At 73.4% G+C, this 17,973-nt stretch carries 14 protein-coding genes; 6 read left to right on the top strand and 8 right to left on the bottom strand.

Features of this window, described 5'->3' with window-relative positions; all coding sequences use genetic code 11:
* Positions 1-110: 110 nt before the first annotated feature.
* From ACFWEE_RS24655 to ACFWEE_RS24640, 4 genes are all read right to left on the bottom strand, one after another.
* Positions 111-1,337 carry an XdhC family protein gene (locus ACFWEE_RS24655; protein WP_386892192.1) on the bottom strand — a complete coding sequence of 409 codons (1,227 nt, stop codon included), beginning with the start codon at positions 1,335-1,337 and terminating at the stop codon, positions 111-113.
* Positions 1,338-1,431: 94 nt separating this feature from the next.
* Positions 1,432-3,831, bottom strand: coding sequence for a xanthine dehydrogenase subunit D (gene pucD, locus ACFWEE_RS24650; protein WP_386892191.1), 2,400 nt, complete (start codon positions 3,829-3,831; stop codon positions 1,432-1,434).
* A 2-nt stretch (positions 3,832-3,833) separates the two neighbouring features.
* Positions 3,834-4,415 (bottom strand): (2Fe-2S)-binding protein, encoded by a 582-nt coding sequence (locus tag ACFWEE_RS24645; protein ID WP_386892190.1) that lies wholly within the window; start codon positions 4,413-4,415, stop codon positions 3,834-3,836.
* Positions 4,416-4,417: 2 nt separating this feature from the next.
* Positions 4,418-5,305, bottom strand: coding sequence for an FAD binding domain-containing protein (locus tag ACFWEE_RS24640; RefSeq protein WP_386892188.1), 888 nt, complete (start codon positions 5,303-5,305; stop codon positions 4,418-4,420).
* A 317-nt stretch (positions 5,306-5,622) separates the two neighbouring features.
* Here ACFWEE_RS24640 and ACFWEE_RS24635 point away from each other — a divergent pair, with 317 nt between their 5' ends.
* Both ACFWEE_RS24635 and ACFWEE_RS24630 read left to right on the top strand, forming a co-directional pair.
* Positions 5,623-7,356 (top strand): PucR family transcriptional regulator, encoded by a 1,734-nt coding sequence (locus tag ACFWEE_RS24635; protein WP_386892250.1) that lies wholly within the window; start codon positions 5,623-5,625, stop codon positions 7,354-7,356.
* Positions 7,357-7,529: 173 nt separating this feature from the next.
* Positions 7,530-8,315 (top strand): hypothetical protein, encoded by a 786-nt coding sequence (locus ACFWEE_RS24630; RefSeq protein WP_386892187.1) that lies wholly within the window; start codon positions 7,530-7,532, stop codon positions 8,313-8,315.
* A 51-nt stretch (positions 8,316-8,366) separates the two neighbouring features.
* On the opposite strand, the gene ACFWEE_RS24625 is transcribed toward ACFWEE_RS24630, so the two are convergent.
* Positions 8,367-9,194, bottom strand: a complete 828-nt coding sequence (locus ACFWEE_RS24625; protein WP_386892186.1) for a GntR family transcriptional regulator — start codon at positions 9,192-9,194, stop codon at positions 8,367-8,369.
* Positions 9,195-9,345: 151 nt separating this feature from the next.
* Here ACFWEE_RS24625 and ACFWEE_RS24620 point away from each other — a divergent pair, with 151 nt between their 5' ends.
* Positions 9,346-10,197 carry a (2Fe-2S)-binding protein gene (locus ACFWEE_RS24620; protein ID WP_386892185.1) on the top strand — a complete coding sequence of 284 codons (852 nt, stop codon included), beginning with the start codon at positions 9,346-9,348 and terminating at the stop codon, positions 10,195-10,197.
* Positions 10,198-10,390: 193 nt separating this feature from the next.
* Positions 10,391-11,485 (top strand): DUF2637 domain-containing protein, encoded by a 1,095-nt coding sequence (locus ACFWEE_RS24615; protein WP_386892184.1) that lies wholly within the window; start codon positions 10,391-10,393, stop codon positions 11,483-11,485.
* A 90-nt stretch (positions 11,486-11,575) separates the two neighbouring features.
* Here the strand turns inward: ACFWEE_RS24615 and ACFWEE_RS24610 are convergent, their stop codons facing one another.
* Positions 11,576-11,941: an ATP-binding protein gene (locus ACFWEE_RS24610; protein WP_386892249.1), complete on the bottom strand. Its 366-nt coding sequence runs from the start codon at positions 11,939-11,941 to the stop codon at positions 11,576-11,578.
* A gap of 280 nt (positions 11,942-12,221) precedes the next feature.
* On the opposite strand from ACFWEE_RS24610, the gene ACFWEE_RS24605 reads away from it, so the two are divergent.
* Positions 12,222-12,683 carry a ribonuclease domain-containing protein gene (locus ACFWEE_RS24605; protein WP_386892182.1) on the top strand — a complete coding sequence of 154 codons (462 nt, stop codon included), beginning with the start codon at positions 12,222-12,224 and terminating at the stop codon, positions 12,681-12,683.
* Positions 12,684-12,779: 96 nt separating this feature from the next.
* Here ACFWEE_RS24605 and ACFWEE_RS24600 read toward each other — a convergent pair whose 3' ends face one another.
* Positions 12,780-14,522: a pyruvate dehydrogenase gene (locus ACFWEE_RS24600; RefSeq protein ID WP_386892180.1), complete on the bottom strand. Its 1,743-nt coding sequence runs from the start codon at positions 14,520-14,522 to the stop codon at positions 12,780-12,782.
* A gap of 128 nt (positions 14,523-14,650) precedes the next feature.
* Positions 14,651-16,621: a protein phosphatase 2C domain-containing protein gene (locus ACFWEE_RS24595; RefSeq protein ID WP_386892179.1), complete on the bottom strand. Its 1,971-nt coding sequence runs from the start codon at positions 16,619-16,621 to the stop codon at positions 14,651-14,653.
* A 321-nt stretch (positions 16,622-16,942) separates the two neighbouring features.
* On the opposite strand from ACFWEE_RS24595, the gene ACFWEE_RS24590 reads away from it, so the two are divergent.
* On the top strand, positions 16,943-17,935 hold the full coding sequence (locus ACFWEE_RS24590) for a helix-turn-helix domain-containing protein (RefSeq protein ID WP_386892177.1): 993 nt from the start codon (positions 16,943-16,945) through the stop codon (positions 17,933-17,935).
* Positions 17,936-17,973 lie beyond the last annotated feature (38 nt).

Genomic DNA, 17,973 nt, shown 5'->3' with positions numbered 1-17,973 from the left:
GGGTCTCGCCCGGCGGGAAACGAGGGGGGCTGAAAATGTCATGGTGCTGATCTACCGGCAAAGGGCGCGCGTCCAAGCGCTTTCCCGGTGGCAGGAAGCCGCCGTGGCGGCTAACCGCCCGGCACCGAGAGGACGTTGATGGCGGTGATGTCCAGGGATGCGACGTCTGCGGGGGCGGTGCCCGCCAGGGCCGCGCCCGGCGACGGGGCCGGTCCGTGATGGATCGGGGTGGGGGCGCCGGTGAGACGTGCGCCGGTGCCGCCGTGCCGCTCGGCGACGATCTCCGCCATGATCGAGAGGGCGGTCTCCTCGGGCGTACGCGCTCCGAGGTCCAGCCCGATCGGCGAGTGCAGACGGCCGAGTTCGCGTGCGGTGACGCCTTCCTCCCGCAGCGCCGCCTCCCGGTCCCGGTGGGTACGCCGCGACCCCATGGCACCGACGTAGCCGACCGGCAGCCGCAGTGCGGTCTTCAGCAGGGGCACGTCGAACTTCGGGTCGTGGGTGAGGACGCAGAGGACGGTACGCGCGTCGACCTCGGCCGTGGCGAGGTACCGGTGCGGCCAGTCGACGACGATCTCGTCGGCCTCGGGGAAACGGGCGGCCGTCGCGAAGACCGGTCGGGCGTCGCAGACGGTGACCCGGTAGCCGAGGAACGCAGCCGCGCGGGTCAGGGCGGAGGCGAAGTCGACGGCCCCGAAGACGATCATGCGGGGCGGCGGCACGCTCGACTCCACGAACAGGGTGACGGGCCGGCCGCACCGCGAGCCGTCCGCGCCCACGACGACCGTGCCGGTACGCCCCGCGGCCAGCATCGCCCGCACCTCCGCGACAGCGGACCGCTCGAAGCCCTGAAACGACGTGACGTCAATTTCGTTGCCGAGCATGCCAGGTGAGGCATCCTCACCCACCATCACGGCCCGGCCGACGAACTCGTCCGGCCCGTGGACGACCCGGGCGAGAGCGGCCGGCCGGCCGGAGGCCGCCGCCGCGAGCGCCGCCGCCACGACCGGACGGACGGCGTCGTGGGCCCGGACCGGGGTGACCAGCACCTCGATGGTTCCACCGCAGGTGAGACCGGTCGCGAAGGCGTCCTCGTCGCTGTGGCCGAACCGCTCGCGGACGGTGGTCCCGTCGTCCAGGGCCTGGCGGCACAGCTCGTACACCGCCCCCTCGACGCAGCCGCCGGAGACCGATCCGACCGCCTCCCCGGCCCGGTCGACGGCGAGGGCGGCGCCCGGCTGCCGGGGTGCGCTTCCGGTGACCCGGACGACCGTGGCGACGGCGAAGTCCCTTCCCTCCAGGGCCCATCGGTTCAGCTCAGCGGCGATGTCCAGCACGGGTTGCTCCTCTCGGCGGTGCTGCTCCCGGCGGTAGCGGCTTTCGGGTGGCGTCGGCGCGCGTACGGCGGTTTCGCCGCGCCGCGCGCCGTGATCAGGTGCCGGTGAGGTGCTCCGGGCGCACCGGGGTCCGGTTGAGTTCCAGGCCCGTCGCCGCCCGGATGGCGGCGAGGACCGCGGGGGTCGACGAGAGGGTGGGCGCCTCGCCGACGCCCCGCAGCCCGTACGGGGCGTTCTGGTCGGCGAGTTCGAGCACGTCGAGGGGGATGGGCGGGGTGTCGAGGATGGTCGGGATCAGGTAGTCGGTGAACGACGGGTTGCGGACCCTGGCGGTCACCGGATCGACGAGGATCTCCTCCATCACGGCGATGCCCAGCCCCTGGGTGGAGCCGCCCTGGATCTGCCCGGCGACGGCGAGCGGGTTGAGTGCCTTGCCGACGTCCTGGGCGCAGGCGAGTTCGACCACCTTCACCAGCCCCAGTTCGGTGTCGACCTCCACGACGGCCCGGTGGGCGGCGAAGGAGTACTGCACGTGGCCGTTGCCCTGGCCGGTGCGGAGGTCGAAGGGCTGGGTGGGGCGGTGGTGCCACTCCAGCTCGACCTCGATCACTTCGTCCCCCAGGACCTCGGCCAGAGGGGCGAGGACCTCGCCTCCGTCGGTGACGACCTTGCCGTTCTCCAGAAGCAGTTCGGCGGTGGCCCAAGCGGGGTGGTACGTACCGAACTTGCGGCGTCCCAGTTCCAGCACCCGCTCCCGGACGGCCTCGCAGCTGTTCTTGATCGCGCCGCCGGTGACGTACGTCTGGCGGGAGGCGGAGGTGGATCCGGCCGAACCGACCCGGGTGTCGGCGGGCTGGATGGTGACCTGGCCCACGCCGAGTTCGGTACGCGCGATCTGGGCGTGCACGGTGACGCCGCCCTGTCCGACCTCGGCCATCGCCGTGTGCACGGTCGCGACCGCCTCGCCGTTGATGACCTCCATCCTGACCCGGGCGGTGGAGTAGTCGTCGAAGCCCTCGGAGAAGCCGACGTTCTTCAGCCCGACCGCGTACCCCACACCCCGTACGACGCCCTCGCCGTGCGTGGTGTTGGAGAGCCCGCCCGGCAGCGCGCGGACGTCGACCGACCCGGCGCCGCCCGCCGAGTCGGCTGCCAGCCACTGCCGTTCGGGGGGCAGCGGGCGGGACTTGACGCGGCGGAGGAGCTCGGCGACCGGCGCGGGCGAGTCGCAGGGCTGGCCGGTGGGCAGCAGGGTGCCCTGCTCCATCGCGTTCATCCGGCGGAACTCGACCGGGTGGAGGCCGAGTTCGGCGGCGAGTTTGTCCATCTGCGCCTCGTACGCGAAGCAGGCCTGGACGGCTCCGAAGCCGCGCATCGCCCCGCAGGGAGGGTTGTTGGTGTAGAGGGCGAGCGCCTCGATGTCGACGTCGTCCACGGCGTACGGTCCCACCGAGAGCGAGGCGGCGTTGCCGACGACGGCCGGGGAGGACGAGGCGTAGGCGCCGCCGTCCAGCACGATGCGGCACTTCACGTGGGTGAGCTTGCCGTCTCGGGTGGCGCCGTGCTCGTAGGTGAGCCGGGCGGGGTGGCGGTGGACGTGCCCGAAGAAGGACTCGAAGCGGTTGTACACCATCTTGACGGGCTTGCCGGTGCGCAGCGCGAGCAGGCAGGCGTGGATCTGCATGGACAGGTCCTCGCGTCCTCCGAAGGCGCCGCCGACGCCGGAGAGCGTCATCCGGATCTTCTCCTCGGGGAGGCCGAGGACGGGCGCCATCTGCGCCCGGTCGTTGTGCAGCCACTGGGTGGCGACGTAGAGGTCCACGCCGCCGTCCTCGGCGGGGACGGCGAGCCCGGACTCGGGGCCGAGGAAGGCCTGGTCCTGCATGCCGAAGACGTACTCGCCGCGCACGATCACGTCCGCGCGGGCCGCCGCGGCCACCGCGTCGCCGCGCACGATCGGCTGGCGGTGCACGATGTTGGGGTGCGGGACGTGGTGGCTGTGGTGGTCGTCGCGGCCCTCGTGGAGCAGGGGCGCGCCGGGTGCGGTGGCGGACGCCTCGTCGGTGACGACGGGGAGCGCGGCGTAGTCGACGCGGATCTTCGCGGCGGCGCGGCGGGCGGTCTCGGGGTGGTCGGCGGCGACCAGGGCGACCGGTTCGCCGTGGTGGCGGACCCGGCCGTGGGCGAGGGCGGGGGTGTCCTTGATCTCCAGGCCGTAGTTCTTCACGGCGGCCGGCAGGTCGTCGTGGGTGAGGACCGCGTACACGCCGGGGGTGGCGAGCGCCTCGGCGGTGTCGATGGACCGGATCTCGGCGTGGGCGGTGGTGGAGCGCAGGGTGTGGCCCCAGAGCATGTCCTCGTGCCACATGTCGGAGGAGTAGGCGAACTCCCCCGTGACCTTGAGGGTTCCGTCGGGGCGGAGAGTGGACTCGCCGATCCCGCCGCGGGTGGGTGAACCCTGGGTGAGGCCGACCGGGGTGCCGGTGGTCGCCATGGTCAGGCCTCCTGTCCGGAGCGGGCGGCGGCGAGGCGGACGGCGTCGAGGATCTTCTCGTAGCCGGTGCAGCGGCAGAGGTTGCCGGAGAGCGCCTCGCGGATGTCCTGGTCGGACGGGGAGGGGTGCTGTTCGAGGAGTTCGTCGGCGGCGACCAGCAGTCCGGGGGTGCAGAAACCGCACTGCACGGCTCCGGCGTCGACGAAGGCCTGCTGGACCGGGGAGAGCGGCGGGCCGTCCGGTCCGGGGGCGGCCTGCCAGGCACGGGCCTCGTCGAGGCTGGTGCCGCAGCTGCCGGCCGGGCAGCCGCTGCCGGGGTGGGCGTCGGCGCGGTGGCGTGCGTAGTCGGCGAGCCCTTCGACGGTGACGACCTCGCGGCCCTCGGCCTGTCCGGCGGCGACCAAGCACGCGCAGACGGGCACCCCGTCGAGGCGGACGGTGCAGGAGCCGCACTCGCCCTGCTCGCAGGCGTTCTTGGAGCCGGGCAGGCCCATGCGTTCCCGCAGGACGTAGAGGAGGGACTCGCCCTCCCAGACGTCGTCCGCCTGCTGCGGCCGGCCGTTGACGGTGAAGTGGACGCGCATGGTCAGCGGGCTCCTTCGAGGGTGCGGCCGGTGCGGTACTGCTCCCAGGTCCAGCCGAGGGTGCGGCGGGCCAGTACGCCGACCGCGTGCCGGCGGTAGCGGGCGGTGCCGCGGACGTCGTCGATCGGGTTGCAGGCGCCCGCGGCGAGGGTGGCGAACTCCCGGGCGAGGGAGGGGGTGAGGGTGGCGCCGCTCTCCCAGAAGCCGCCCTCGTCGAGCGCGGCGTTCAGGAACTCCTCGGCGGCGGTGGCGCGGACCGGGGTGGGCGCGGCGGAACCGATGCCGGTGCGCACCGTACGGGCTCCGGGGTGCAGGGCGACGGAGAAGGCGCAGACGGCGATGACCATGGCGTTGCGGGTGCCGACCTTGGAGAACTGCTGCGGGCCGTCCGCCCTGGCGATGTGCACGGCGCGGATGAGTTCGTCGGGGGCGAGCGCGTTCCGTTTGACGCCGGTGTAGAAGGCGTCGATCGGGATCATGCGGGTGCCGCGTACGGAGACCGCTTCCACCTCCGCGCCCGCGGCGAGCAGGGCCGGGTGCGCGTCCCCGGCCGGGGACGCGGTGCCGAGGTTGCCGCCGACCCCGCCCCGGTTGCGGATCTGCGGGGAGGCGACGGTGTGCGCGGCGAGGGCCAGTCCGGGGAGCTCGGCCCTGAGGTGCTCCATGATCGCGCTGTACGGCACCGAGGCGCCGAGGCGGACCGTCCGCTCGCCGACCTCCCAGTCGGAGAGTTCACCGATCCGGCTCAGGTCGAGGAGGTGGTCCGGGCGGCGGTGGTCGAAGTTGATCTCGACCATCACGTCCGTGCCGCCCGCGAGCGGGACGGCCGCCGGGTGCTCGGCCTTGGCGGCGAGCGCGTCCTCCCAGGCGGCGGGGCGAAGGAAGTCCATGGGTGGCTCTCTTCTCGATGGGCTGCGCAGGGTGGAGGGGACCTTTCGCGGAGCCGGGGCGGTCCGCGCGGGGCGGACGCGGTCCGCGTGGGCAAGGGTCCGGGTGGGCCGGGAGCGGTCGCCCTTCATCAGTTGTTGACGCAGGGTGGCCTCCAGTACACAAGCCGTGCTCCAACCGGTGCAGTCACCGAAACAATGAAGGAGTTGGCTGGTCTCCTCGCTCGTCTTGTAGATTCGAACGAATGGTGAGGGTCAGAAACCTCGCCGCAATTCACAGGACTCCTGGAACCTACGAAAAACAGATCGGCGGCAATGAGATGCGGCTGCGCGCACTGCTGGACACCGACGCGCTGGGGCTGCGGCTGCTCGGCGGCGAGGACGAGCTGGACCGTCCGGTCCGGGGCGTCATGACGACGGACCTGCGCGACCCGAGCCGCTACCTCTCCGGCGGCGAGCTCGTGCTCACCGGGCTGGCCTGGCGCCACGACGCGACGGATTCGGAGCCCTTCGTCCGGATTCTCGCCCAGGCCGGGGTCAGCGCGCTGGCCGCGGGCGAGGCCGAGCTCGGCCCGATACCCGACGACCTGGTCGAGGCGTGCCGGCACCACCGCATGCCGCTCTTCGCGGTGAACGAGACGGTTGCCTTCGCAACGATCACCGAGTACGTCGTACGTCAGGTGTCCGGCGAACGCGCCGGGGACCTGGCCGCCGTCGTGGACCGGCACCGCAGGCTGATGACCTCGGGTCCGGCGGGCGGCGGTCCGGAGGTGGTCCTGGACCTGCTCGCCGGGGACCTGTCCTTGTCGGCGTGGGTGCTCTCCCCCACCGGGCGCCGGATCGCCGACGCCGGGAAGCCGCTGCCCGGCCCGGTCGCGACGGCGCTCGCCGGCCACCATCTGGCGGCGGCCAGGACCGGCCGCCGGGGTCCGCACGCGGCCTCGGTGGACGGCACCACGTACGCGCTCTTCCCGATCCGGAACACCGGCCGGGGCGCCGTGCCCGCCCCGGGGGACACCCGTGGCTCCGCCCTCTCGGAGTGGCTCCTCGCGGTGGAGGCCGACCCGGGCGACTGGCCCGAGGCCCGGCTGGACCTGCTCCAGGGTGTCACCCAGCTGATCGCCGTCGAACGCGACCGGCGCGACGCCGCCCGTACGGTACGGCGCCGGCTCGCCCAGGAGGTGCTGGAGCTCGTGCAGACCGGAGCCGCCCCGGCCGAGATCGCGGCCCGGCTGCGCGTGGCCGCACCGGTGCTGCTGCCGGGGCTCGGTACGGCTCCGCACTGGCAGGTCGTGGTGGCGCGGGTGGAGTGGGAGGCGCCGGACGGCGGTCCCGCGGCCCGGACCGGCGCCGAGGACGCGGCGGACGGCCCGGTGGCGCAGGCGCTGCTGGAGGAGATCCTGGTCGACCCGGCGGTCACCGGGCCGGATTCGGCGGACCGGATAGCGGTGGCGTACACGGAGGACGAGGCGATCGCGCTCGTACCGCTGCCGGCGGTCGCCCCGGCCGCGCCGGTGCCCGGCGACGGAGCGGACGACGGCGCCTACGGGGCGGACCCGGCCCTGCGCGCGGGAGCCCTGCTGGACGCGGTCCGCGAACCGCTCTCGGCGGGACTCGCGGACGACGGGCGGCTCACCCTGGGCGTCAGCGCGGCGGTCCACTCGGCCGAGGGGCTGCGCGGGGCGCTGGAGGAGGCCCGGCACGCCCGCCGGGTCGCGGCGGCCCGGCCCGGCCGGGTCTGCGCGGCCGGCCACGACGAGCTGGCGTCGCACGTCCTGCTGCTGCCGTTCGTCCCCGACGACGTCCGGCGGGCCTTCACGGCACGGCTGCTGGACCCGCTGCGGAGCTACGACCAGCGGCACCGCGCCGAGCTGATCCCGACCCTGGAGGCGTTCCTGGAGTGCGACGGCTCCTGGACCCGTTGCGCGACCCGCCTCCACCTGCACGTCAACACCTTGCGCTACCGCGTCGGACGTATCGAGCAGTTGACGGGCCGCGACCTCTCGCGGCTGGAGGACAAGCTCGATTTCTTCCTCGCCCTGCGCATGAGCTGACGTTCCTCGTCCGGACGGGTACCGACCGGGCCCGGCAAGGCCGGCACCCGTTTGTGAAATCTTTCACCTGAACCTGGCCCGCCCTCTTGGCCGGGCTGCCGATCCGTGCTGAGATGCGCCCACACTCAACAGCTCAATGGCGCGCTCGGGGAGGCAATGTGGCGTACACCGCCATGTCTGGGTCCGGAACGACAGCCGATGACGAACCTCCTCTCCTGACCGCGGTGTGGCGGCTGCGCTCCCGCGCCTGCTGGACGGATGCCGCCGCACTGCTCGGACCGAGCGCCGCGACCGATCCGGCCGCGGCCCTCCAGCGCACCGTCCTGCTGACCGAGCGCTGCCTGTACACGACCAAGGGCTGGACCGAGGCCGAGGAGGCCCTGCGGGCGGCGGAGGCGCTGGCCAAGGACAACGCCGAGCGGGGCGCCGCCGCCTGCGAACGCGGCTACCTCGCGTACGCCTCCACCCTGCTCGGCGTCCGCGACCGGGCCGACGAGGCGTCCGTGGCGCTCAGCCGCGCGGCGGCCCTGCTCGCCCCGGACGCGCCCGGCCGGCCCCTGCTGGACTTCCGGCGCGGGCTGATCGCGCAGAACATCGCCCAGGCACCCGAATCCGCGCGGGCCGCCTTCCGGCGGGCGCACGCGGGCGCCACCGCCCGGGGGGACGCGTTACTGCTCTCCTTCACCTGGCGTCACCTCGCGTCCCTCGCCCTGGGCGCGGGTGAGCTCGCGGAGGCGCGCCACGGGTTCGCGGAGTCGCTGCGGATAAGGGAGGAGCTGGGCTACCTGGTCGGTACGGCCCCCGCGCTGATCTCGCTCGCCCAGACCGAGACCGAGCCGGTGGCCACCCGGCTGCGCGCCGAGGCGGGGCGCCTCTTCCGGCTGCTGGGCGGCGTACCGACCTGGCTCGCCCCGCTGCTCGACCAGCCGCCGGATCCGGAGGTCGCCGCGGCGAACTGAGGGCGCGGGCGGTGCGCCCGCGCGGACGCCTGTGCGGTGCTCACGCCCCGCTCAGTCGTCCGCCGGGCTCCGGTAGTGGTCCGCGACCAGGGCCCGTACGGCCGCCGTGTCGCGTTCGATCAGCGCGTCCAGCAGTGCGGTGTGCTGCGCCGCGTCGGCCCGCAGCCCGCCGGGCCGGCCCGGCGCCGCCCCGGGCAGCGGCCCCGGGCAGCGTCGGTGCAGGTCGTCGGCGAGGTCCACCAGCTGGGTGTTGCCCGCGAGGGCGAGCAGCGCACGGTGGAAGGCGCGGTCGCTCTCCGCGTAGGCCGCGTGGTCGCCGGTCTCCGCCGCGGCGACGGTGGCCTCCGCCAACGGCCGCAGGGCCCCCCAGCGGCAGGCGGACACGGTACGGGCGAGCCGCAGCACCACGGGGGCCTCGATCAGCGCGCGGACCTCGGCCAGTTCGGCCAGTTCGCGCGGGCCGCGCTCGACGACGCGGAAACCCCGGTTCGGTACGACCTCCACCGCGCCCTCCGCGGCCAGCCGCTGCATCGCCTCGCGCACCGGGGTGGCGGACACGCCGAAGCTCGCGCCGAGTGCGGGGGCGGAGTACACCTGCCCCGGGACGAGGTCCCCGGCCGCCAGGGCGTCGCGCAGGGCGTCCAGGATCTGCCCGCGCACGGAGTGCCTGCGGACGGACGGGGGTGCGGCGGCCTCCCCGTGGGGGTGCTCGCCACGCTCCGGGGCGCGGCCGGCCTGTTCGGGTACGCGAGGGACCGGACCGGTTCCGAACACTCCGGACGTTCCTGGTACCCGGGACGCTCCGGACGCTCCGGCTCCGGCACGCTCCGGGTACGCGGGGAACACGAGCGCGTCCTCCCGCGTTCTGCCCTGCTCCACCGGTCCTCCTCGTCCCCGCGTCCCCGCCCGCACCGTCGTGCACGGCCGCCGCCACCCGTGCACGATAGGCGCAGGACCCCCAGGTTCACACGTCGATCACTTCGGGTAAGGTAAGCCTTGCCTGCCAGTGCTCGTGATTCGGTGGTCCCGCATGACCGTTCCCACGGTGCCCGTCGGCACCGCCCCGGCCTCCCCGGTGGCGTCCGCGTACGCGCGTCTCGCCGAGGTCTTCCCGGGCCTGCGCACCGACGTGCTCGACGCGACGGCACCGCTGCCCTCCGGCTCCGGCTGGGTGCGCGCGGACGGACTGGCTTCGGGCGGCGCGGCGGTCGACACGTTCCTGGAGTGGGACGAGGCCCAGATCCTGCGCGACTACCAGCAACGGGCCCGTCCGGACGTGGTGGCCAGCTTCGGACTCCACCGGTACGCCTGGCCCGCCTGCCTGCTGGTGACCCTGCCGTGGTTCCTCCACCGGAGGGTGCCCCGGATCCCGGTCGAGGACGTGGCGTTCCAGCGGGCGCTGGGCCACTTCGCCGTCCGCGCGGGCGAGTTCTCCTGCCTGCCCGACGACCCGGCGGCCTCGCACCCCGACGCGCGCGTGGTTCCGGACGAGGCGGCCCTGCGGGCCGAGGTGCTGGCCTCCGTCGCCGCCCACATGGGCCCCGTCCTGGAGGGCTTCGGCCCCCGCATGCGGCGCGGGAAGCGGGCGTTGTGGGGCATGGCGACGGACGAGATCGTCGAGGGCCTCTGGTACGTCGCCCATCTGCTCGGCGAGGAGACCCGGGCGATGACCGAGCTGGAGCGCCTGCTCCCGGGTGCCACCAAGCCGTACGTGGGAGCGGCCGGCTTCCGCGAACTGACCGGCCCCAACGGCGAGTCGCTGCCGACCCGCGACCGTGCCAGCTGCTGCCTCTTCTACACGCTCCGCCCCGAGGACACCTGCGTCACCTGCCCGCGCACCTGCGACAGCGACCGCGTGAAGAAGCTGAGCGCCGCCCGGTAATCGACACCACCCGCGCGAGGGAGCCCGACTCGAATACAACTCTTCGTCCTCGCGCGGCAGTTCGACCCAAATGCGGTCACGTGTACGCTCAAAGCCCCCCGAAGGCGTGCTCTTGCCCCGAATCAGCTTGAGACGAGCGGAAGTTCCGTCACGATGGCGTCCGAAACGCCCTACGTGATCCGAGGAACCGCGCATGAGACTGTCCGACATGTCGCTCGACTGGCTGCTTCCGGGCGCCGTGCTGCTCGCGGGAGTCATGGCGGCGGTGACGGTGGTCGCACGCGGCAAGCGCGCCGCCGGCAAAGCCTCGGCCGACGACACCTGGGAACGCAGCGAGGAGCGGCGCAGGCGCAAGGAAGCGCTCTACGCCACCGCCTCCTACATCCTGCTGTTCTGCTGCGCGGCGGTCGCCGCCGCGCTCTCCTTCCACGGCCTCGTCGGCTTCGGCCAGCAGAACCTCGGCCTCGGCGGAGGCTGGGAGTACCTCGTCCCGTTCGGCCTCGACGGAGCGGCCATGTTCTGCTCCGTGCTGGCCGTGCGCGAGGCGAGCCACGGAGACGCGGCCCTCGGATCGCGGCTGCTGGTGTGGACGTTCGCCGGTGCGGCGGCCTGGTTCAACTGGGTCCACGCGCCGCGCGGCATCGACCACGCGGGCGCCCCGCAGTTCTTCGCCGGGATGTCGCTCTCGGCGGCGGTGCTCTTCGACCGCGCCCTGAAGCAGACCCGCCGGGCCGCCCTGCGCGAACAGGGCCTGGTTCCCAGGCCGTTGCCGCAGATCCGGATCGTCCGCTGGCTGCGGGCCCCCCGGGAGACCTTCGACGCCTGGTCGTTGATGCTCCTCGAAGGGGTGCGCACCCTGGACGAGGCGGTCGACGAGGTACGCGAGGACCGCCGCGAGCAGGAGCAGGACCGCATCCGCAGGCGGGACCAGGAGAAGCTGGACCGGGCGCGCATCAAGGCGCTCAACCGGCAGAACCGCGCCTGGAACAGGCGGGGAGGCCGCCAGGTGGACGCCCCCGCGCTGCCCCCCTCCCCGAACTCGGACCGGCCCGCCGTGGAATCCGCCGCGACGGAGCCCGGCCAGCTCCCGCTGCGCCCCCGGCCGCCGCTGCAGGCCGTCACCGGCTCCCCGCGGGGCACGGGCGAGCCCGGCCCGAAGAACGGCGCGCCGAACGTCGGCGGAGACCCCCTGACCGTCGACCTCACGGCCGAGGACGACACCCAGGCACTGCCGCGGCTCGATTCCCTGGAGCGCAAACTCAAGGATCTTGAGCAGCAGTTCGGCTGAGAAAGCGGGTAGCACCGCACTCCGGGAGTCCGTGGGCAGCGCCTGACGCGCCGGCCAGGGACTCTTCCCACGGTCGGGTTCCAATAGCCCTCAGCCCGCCACCTCGAACCAGACCACCTTGCCGAGCACCTGCGCTTCCACCCCCCAGGCGTCCGCGAGGCTCCGTACCAGGATCAGGCCCCGGCCGTGCGTACCGTCGTCGGCGTTCGGTACGTACGACCGGGGCATGCCGGACGCGAAGTCCCGCACCTCCACCCGGACCCGCGCGCCCTCGACCGTGGCCGTGACGGTCGCGCCGTTGCGGGTGTGGATCAGCGCGTTGGTCAGCAGTTCGCTCATCAGCAGTTCCGTCGTCTCCACGGACTCCGTGCCGATCCGGGACCGGAGGAAGTCCCGCAGGTCGCGCCGGACCTTTCCGACCGCAGAGCTGTCCGTGTGACCGAGCCGGCGGTACAGGCACTCCCCCTGCCCCCCTCCGCCGCCGGGGGACCTGCCCCCGCCTCCGCGGTGACCGGCCCTGTTGTGACGTTCCATCATGTCCCCCGCCCGCACGCCGATTCAGCCTCCCTCTGCCTCGATCCCTCGAACGTCCTCACGGAATGCATGCCCCGCCACCGCACGATCACGCGTGGTCGCGCACGGTGGTGCCCACCGGTGACGCCGTTGGTTAACTTCCAGAAAATTCCGGGGAGTTGCCGTTGACGCGGAGGGATCTACGCGCGTCATCATAGAGCCCATGCGAATCCCCCCACGGGTCATCACGCTCGGCGGCACCGCCGCCCTCCTGTCCGCGCTCCTCGTCGGCGCCCCGGTCTCGGCCGCCGTCGCGGAGCCTTCCCCCACCTCCGCGGCGGCGTACGCCTCCTCCCCGGCGTACGCCGCCTCCTCCCCCTACGCGCTGCTCTCCGTCGCGTCGGTCGGCAGCATCTGCTACTCCGACCTGCCGTCCCAGGCGCACGACACGCTCGACCTCATCGACGCCGGGGGCCCGTTCCCCTACGCGCAGGACGGTGTGGTGTTCCAGAACCGCGAGGGCGTCCTGCCCAGCAAGGCCACCGGTTACTACCACGAGTACACGGTCGTCACACCGGGCTCCACCACCCGGGGAGCCCGGCGGATCGTCACCGGTTCGGCGGTGCAGGACTACTACACCGCCGACCACTACGTGACCTTCGACCTCGTCGACCACGGCTGCTGACCCTTCGCCCCCACCCGCGACACCCGGTTCCGGGTACGCGCCGCCGTCCCCCACCGGCGGCGCGTACCCCTCACGGCCTCCCGGGCGCGGGCCGGTTCAGGGCCTCGGCACGTTGCGCAGGTTGGACCGGGCCATCTGGAGCATCCGGCCCACCCCTCCGTCCAGCACGATCTTCCCGGCGGAGAGCGCAAAACCGGTCACCATGTCGGCGCTGATCTTCGGCGGGATGGACAGGGCGTTCGGGTCGGTGACGACGTCGACGAGCGCCGGGCCCTTGTGCTTGAAGGCGTCGCGCAGGGCGCTCTCCAGCTGCTTCGGCTTCTCCACCCGGACACCGTAGGCGCCGCACGCGCGGGCCACCGCGGCGAAGTCCGGGTTCGTGTTGGTCGTGCCGAACGAGGGAAGTCCGCCCACCAGCATCTCCAACTCCACCATGCCGAGCGAGGAGTTGTTGAAGAGCACGACCTTGACCGGCAGGTTGTACTGGACGAGGGTGAGGAAGTCGCCCATCAGCATGGAGAATCCGCCGTCGCCGGACATCGAGACGACCTGGCGGTTGCGGTCGGTGAACTGGGCGCCGATCGCCTGCGGCAGGGCGTTGGCCATCGAGCCGTGGCTGAACGAACCGATCACCCGACGCTTGCCGTTGGGCGTCAGATAGCGCGCCGCCCACACGTTGCACATGCCGGTGTCGACCGTGAACACCGCGTCCTCGTCTGCGATCTCGTCCAGGACCGAGGCCACGTACTCCGGGTGGATCGGCCTGTGCTTCTCGACCTTGCGGGTGTACGCCTTGACCACGCCCTCCAGCGCGTCGGCATGCTTCTTCAGCATCCGGTCGAGGAACTTCCGGTCGCTCTTCGGCTTCACCCTCGGCGTGAGGCAGCGCAGCGTCTCGCGCACGTCGCCCCAGACCGCGAGATCGAGCTTGGAGCGCCGCCCCAGCCGTTCCGGGCGGACGTCGACCTGGACGATCTTCACATCGGTCGGCAGGAAGGCGTTGTACGGGAAGTCGGTGCCGAGCAGGATCAGTAGATCGCACTCGTTGGTCGCCTCGTACGCGGCACCGTAGCCGAGCAGCCCGCTCATCCCGACATCGAACGGATTGTCGTACTGAATCCATTCCTTGCCGCGCAACGCGTGACCGACCGGGGCCTTCACCTTCTCGGCGAACTCCATCACCTCGGCGTGCGCGCCGGCCGTACCGCTGCCGCAGAACAGAGTCACCCGCTTGGCCTTGTCGACCATCGCGCAGAGCTGGTCGATCTCCTCGTCGCCCGGGCGGACCGTGGGCCGCGAGGTGACCAGGGCGTGCTCGACCGACTTCTCGGGCGCGGGCAGGGAGGCGACGTCACCGGGCATCGAGACGACGCTGACGCCACCCCGCCCGATCGCGTGCTGGATCGCCGTCTGGAGGAGACGGGGCATCTGCTGCGGGTTGGAGATCATCTCGTTGTAGTGGCTGCACTCCTGGAAGAGCAGCTCCGGATGGGTCTCCTGGAAGAAGCCGAGTCCGATCTCGCCGGAGGGGATGTGCGAGGCGAGCGCGAGCACCGGGGCCATGGAGCGGTGGGCGTCGTACAACCCGTTGATCAGGTGGAGGTTGCCCGGGCCGCAGGAGCCGGCGCAGGCCGCGAGGTCACCGGTGATCTGCGCCTCGGCACCGGCCGCGAAGGCGGCGGTCTCCTCGTGCCGGACCTGGATCCACTCGATCCCCGGGTGGCGCCGGACGGCGTCGACGACCGGGTTCAGGCTGTCGCCGACGACGCCGTACAGCCGCTTCACTCCCGCCCGTCCGAGAATGTCGACGAACTGCTCCGACACGTTCTGCTTGGCCATGGGAATGCGCCTCTCTGCCCGTGCTCCGTGCACGATCGGCTGTCCGGACTCCGGAATCCGAAACTCCCGAACCTCCGGGAATCACAGCCGGACGGTCTCCGCAGTCCATCAACCCATGGCGGGCGCGGTTACGCCTCCCAGACCGCGGCGGCGGTGCGGTCCTCCGCGTACCCGTCGATCCGGATGTGGAGGTCCGCCAGGAAGCCGGCGAGGCCGGGCGGGCCCTCGGGGGCCCAGCGCGCGGCGAGTTCTCCGGCGAGAGCCGGTTCGGCGCGCATCGGGTCGGCGAGTCCGGGTGAACAGAGCAGCAGCGTGTCGCCCGAACGGGCCACGGACGCCCGGAACCTGAACGGTTCCGCGGGCGGGGGCAGCGGGTCCTCGACGAAGGGCCCCGGGGGCGTCGGGATCCGCAGGTCGAGCGTCAGCGGGTCCTCGGCGGTGCCGGGCCGGCCTGCGGCGTGGGGCTCGCGCGGCGGGGAACCGAAGCCGACGACCGCTTCGCCGGTGGCCGCCCCGCCCTCGGGCAGGGTGGGTTCCAGGTCCTGCCAGACGCCTTCGCGCAGCCGGAAGAGACCTCCGCCGCCGACGCCGAAGAACACCCGGGTGCGGCAGCGCGGGTCGGCGGAGAGCAGCAGGCAGCGCAGTCCGACCGTGTGCTCCCGCGGGTCCAGTCCCAGTTCGGCGGCGCGGGAGCGGAGCTTGCCGTAGGTGCGGTCGGTGAGCCGGTGCAGCCCGGACTTCAGCTCGCCCCGGCGCCCGGCCCGGATGTCCTCGGAGAGGCGCGCGTGGCTGCGGCCGACCGCACCGCCGATCCACCGGCAGGCGTCCGCCGCCGCGAGGTGCGCCCCTTCGGCGCCCCGGGTGCCCCGGGCGACGGCGACGAGGACGAGGCCTCCCTCGCCGCTGCCGAACCGCGCGGTGAGCAGCGCGTCGCTCCGGGGTTCACCGCGGAACCGGGCCGCGTCGCCGCGTACGGAGACGGTGCGGAGCGTGTACGTGCCGTACCGGGCGCCGTCGAGGACGGTGTCGGGGACGAGTCCGTCGAGGTTGAGCGGGGTGGTCGCGGGCAGGGTGGCGGGCTCCGGCTCGTAGGCCGGCGGGCGCTCCCCCAGGTGGCCGGAGACGGCAGGCCTGCGCCCGGTGACCGGGAGCGGCGCTTCCGCTTCCTGCGGGGCGGGGCCCTTGGCGTGCCTGCCACCGGCCGTTTCGTTCCGGCTCCCCGCCGGAGGCGGGGGCGGGGGTACGGGCACGGCGAAGGTGCGGGGCACGGCCGGCCCGGCGGGGGTCTCCCACGGTGCCGCGTACCGGACGACGCCGGGCGGCGGCGCGGGGTGCGGGGCGGGCGGGCGCTGCGGCGGTGCCGGGCGCTGCGGCGACGGTCCGAGCACCGGCGAGCGGGGGTCGGGCGGACGCCGCTCGGACGCGGGCGGGTTGGGCACGGGCGGGGGCGGCGCGGCCGGGGCGGCCGGCCGGGGTGACACCGCGCCGCGCCAGGCGTCCGTGAAGACCGTGTCCTCGTGGTCCTGGTCCGCGAGGAGGGCGTCCTCGTCGAGGTCGGCGTGGGCGTACGGATCGGCCGGGCCAGCAGGGTCGTACGGGCCGGTGTCCACGGCCCGGTCGTACGGACCGGTGTCCACCGCCTGGTCGTGGGGACCGACGTCCACGGCCTGGTCGTACGGGCCGGCATCCACCGCCTGGTCGTACGGGCCGGCATCCACCGCCTGGTCGTAGGGACCGGCATCCACCGCCTGGTCGTACGGGCCGGCATCCACCGCCTGGTCGTACGGACCGACATCCACCGCCTGGTCGTACGGACCGGTGTCGGCCTCGGAGTCGTACGGATCGGCCGGGTCGTCGCCGTACGCCCGCGCGTCCGCCGTCGCCCCGGCCGTCACGCCCTCGTCCGTCGGGCCGTCGGCGGGCTCCCGCGCGTCGTCGGCCCGGTCCGTCGGCGAACTCACCGCGTCCGCGGCGGAGTCGAAGCGGTCGTCCAGGGTGTCCCGCGCGGCGGCGGGTCCGGTGTCCGGCGCGGCCCCGTCGTAGAGCTTGCGCCACCAATCGTCCTCGTGGTCGGTGGAGTTCTCCCCCTGCTGGCTCATGCCCTCATTGTCACCGCGAACGGCGGCCCGAACCGGGACGTCGGGAAAAAGACACGGCCTCGGTCCGTGGACCCGCCGGGCTGCCCCACCCCCCACGGGAAGGGCGCCCGACGGGCCGGTCCGGGGCGGCCCGCGCGACTGTTCGGCGCGTGTCCAGGGAAAACACGGAACAGCCCTCGGGTGATGCCACCTTGGCAGGGGGGCCATCGGTACGGGGATGATGGGCGCGGCGGGTTTGTGCCGTGGCCGTTTTCCGCCACGGCGGGCCCGCCGGTGCGGGGGGGTGCGTGATTCGCGACGTCCGGGGAGGGTCCGACGGGAATGCTGAGTGCCATAGGTCTCGACGAACGACAGGAAGCGGCCTACCGTGCGCTGGTCGCCCTGGGGGCGGCCGAACTCCCTCATCTCGCCCACCGTCTGGGGCTGCCCGAGGCGGAGACCGAGCGGACCCTGCGCCGGCTGGAGCAGCAAGGACTGGCCGCGCAGTCGTCGGCACGCTCCGACCGGTGGGTGGCGGCGCCGCCCGGCGTCGCGCTGGGCGCCCTGCTGATCCAGCAGCGGCACGAGCTCGACCAGGCGGAGCTGGCGTCGGCGCTGCTGGCCGCCGAGTACCGCGCCGAGGCGAGCGAACCGACCGTGCACGACCTGGTGGAGGTGGTGACCGGGGCGAACGCCGTGGCCCAGCGCTTCCACCAGTTGCAGCTGGGAGCGGCGTTCGAGGTCTGCGCGCTGGTGACCGGGAACCCCATCGCGGTGAGCGGCATGGACAACGAGTCGGAGGAGCGGGCGGCGGCGCGCGGGGTCTCGTTCCGCGTGGTCGTCGAACGCGAGGTGCTGTCGCTGCCGCAGGGCATCGTGGAGCTGTCGGCCGCGCTGGGCCGGGACGAGCAGTGCCGGGTCGTCGAGCGGGTGCCGACGAAACTGGTGGTCGCGGACCGGGCCCTGGCCATGGTGCCGTTGACCGGCCGGAACGCCGAGCCCGCGGCGCTGGTCGTCCACGCGAGCGGACTGCTGGAGTCGCTGATGGGGCTGTTCGAGGCCGTCTGGCGCGAGGCGATGCCGCTCCGGCTGGGCGAGCAGGGGTGTCTGAAGGAGGGCGAGAACGGCCCCGACCCCACCGACCTGGAGATCCTGTCGTTGCTGCTCGCGGGCCTGACGGACGCGAGTGTCGCCAAGCAGCTGGAGCTGGGGCTGCGGACCGTGCAGCGCAGGGTGAAGGGGCTCATGGAGCTGACCGGTGTGTCGACCAGGCTCCAGCTCGGCTGGCACGCCTACGAGCGCGGCTGGGTGGCCCGAAGCCACCCCCGGCGCTGACTCCCGGCCCGGCCCCGGGCCGCTGCGGCGGAGTCCGG

Source organism: Streptomyces sp. NPDC060184 (assembly GCF_042728795.1).
Taxonomy (GTDB): Bacteria; Actinomycetota; Actinomycetes; order Streptomycetales; family Streptomycetaceae; genus Streptomyces.
The sequence above is the reverse complement of the archived record's forward strand: the minus strand, read 5'-3'. Positions and strand labels throughout refer to the sequence as shown.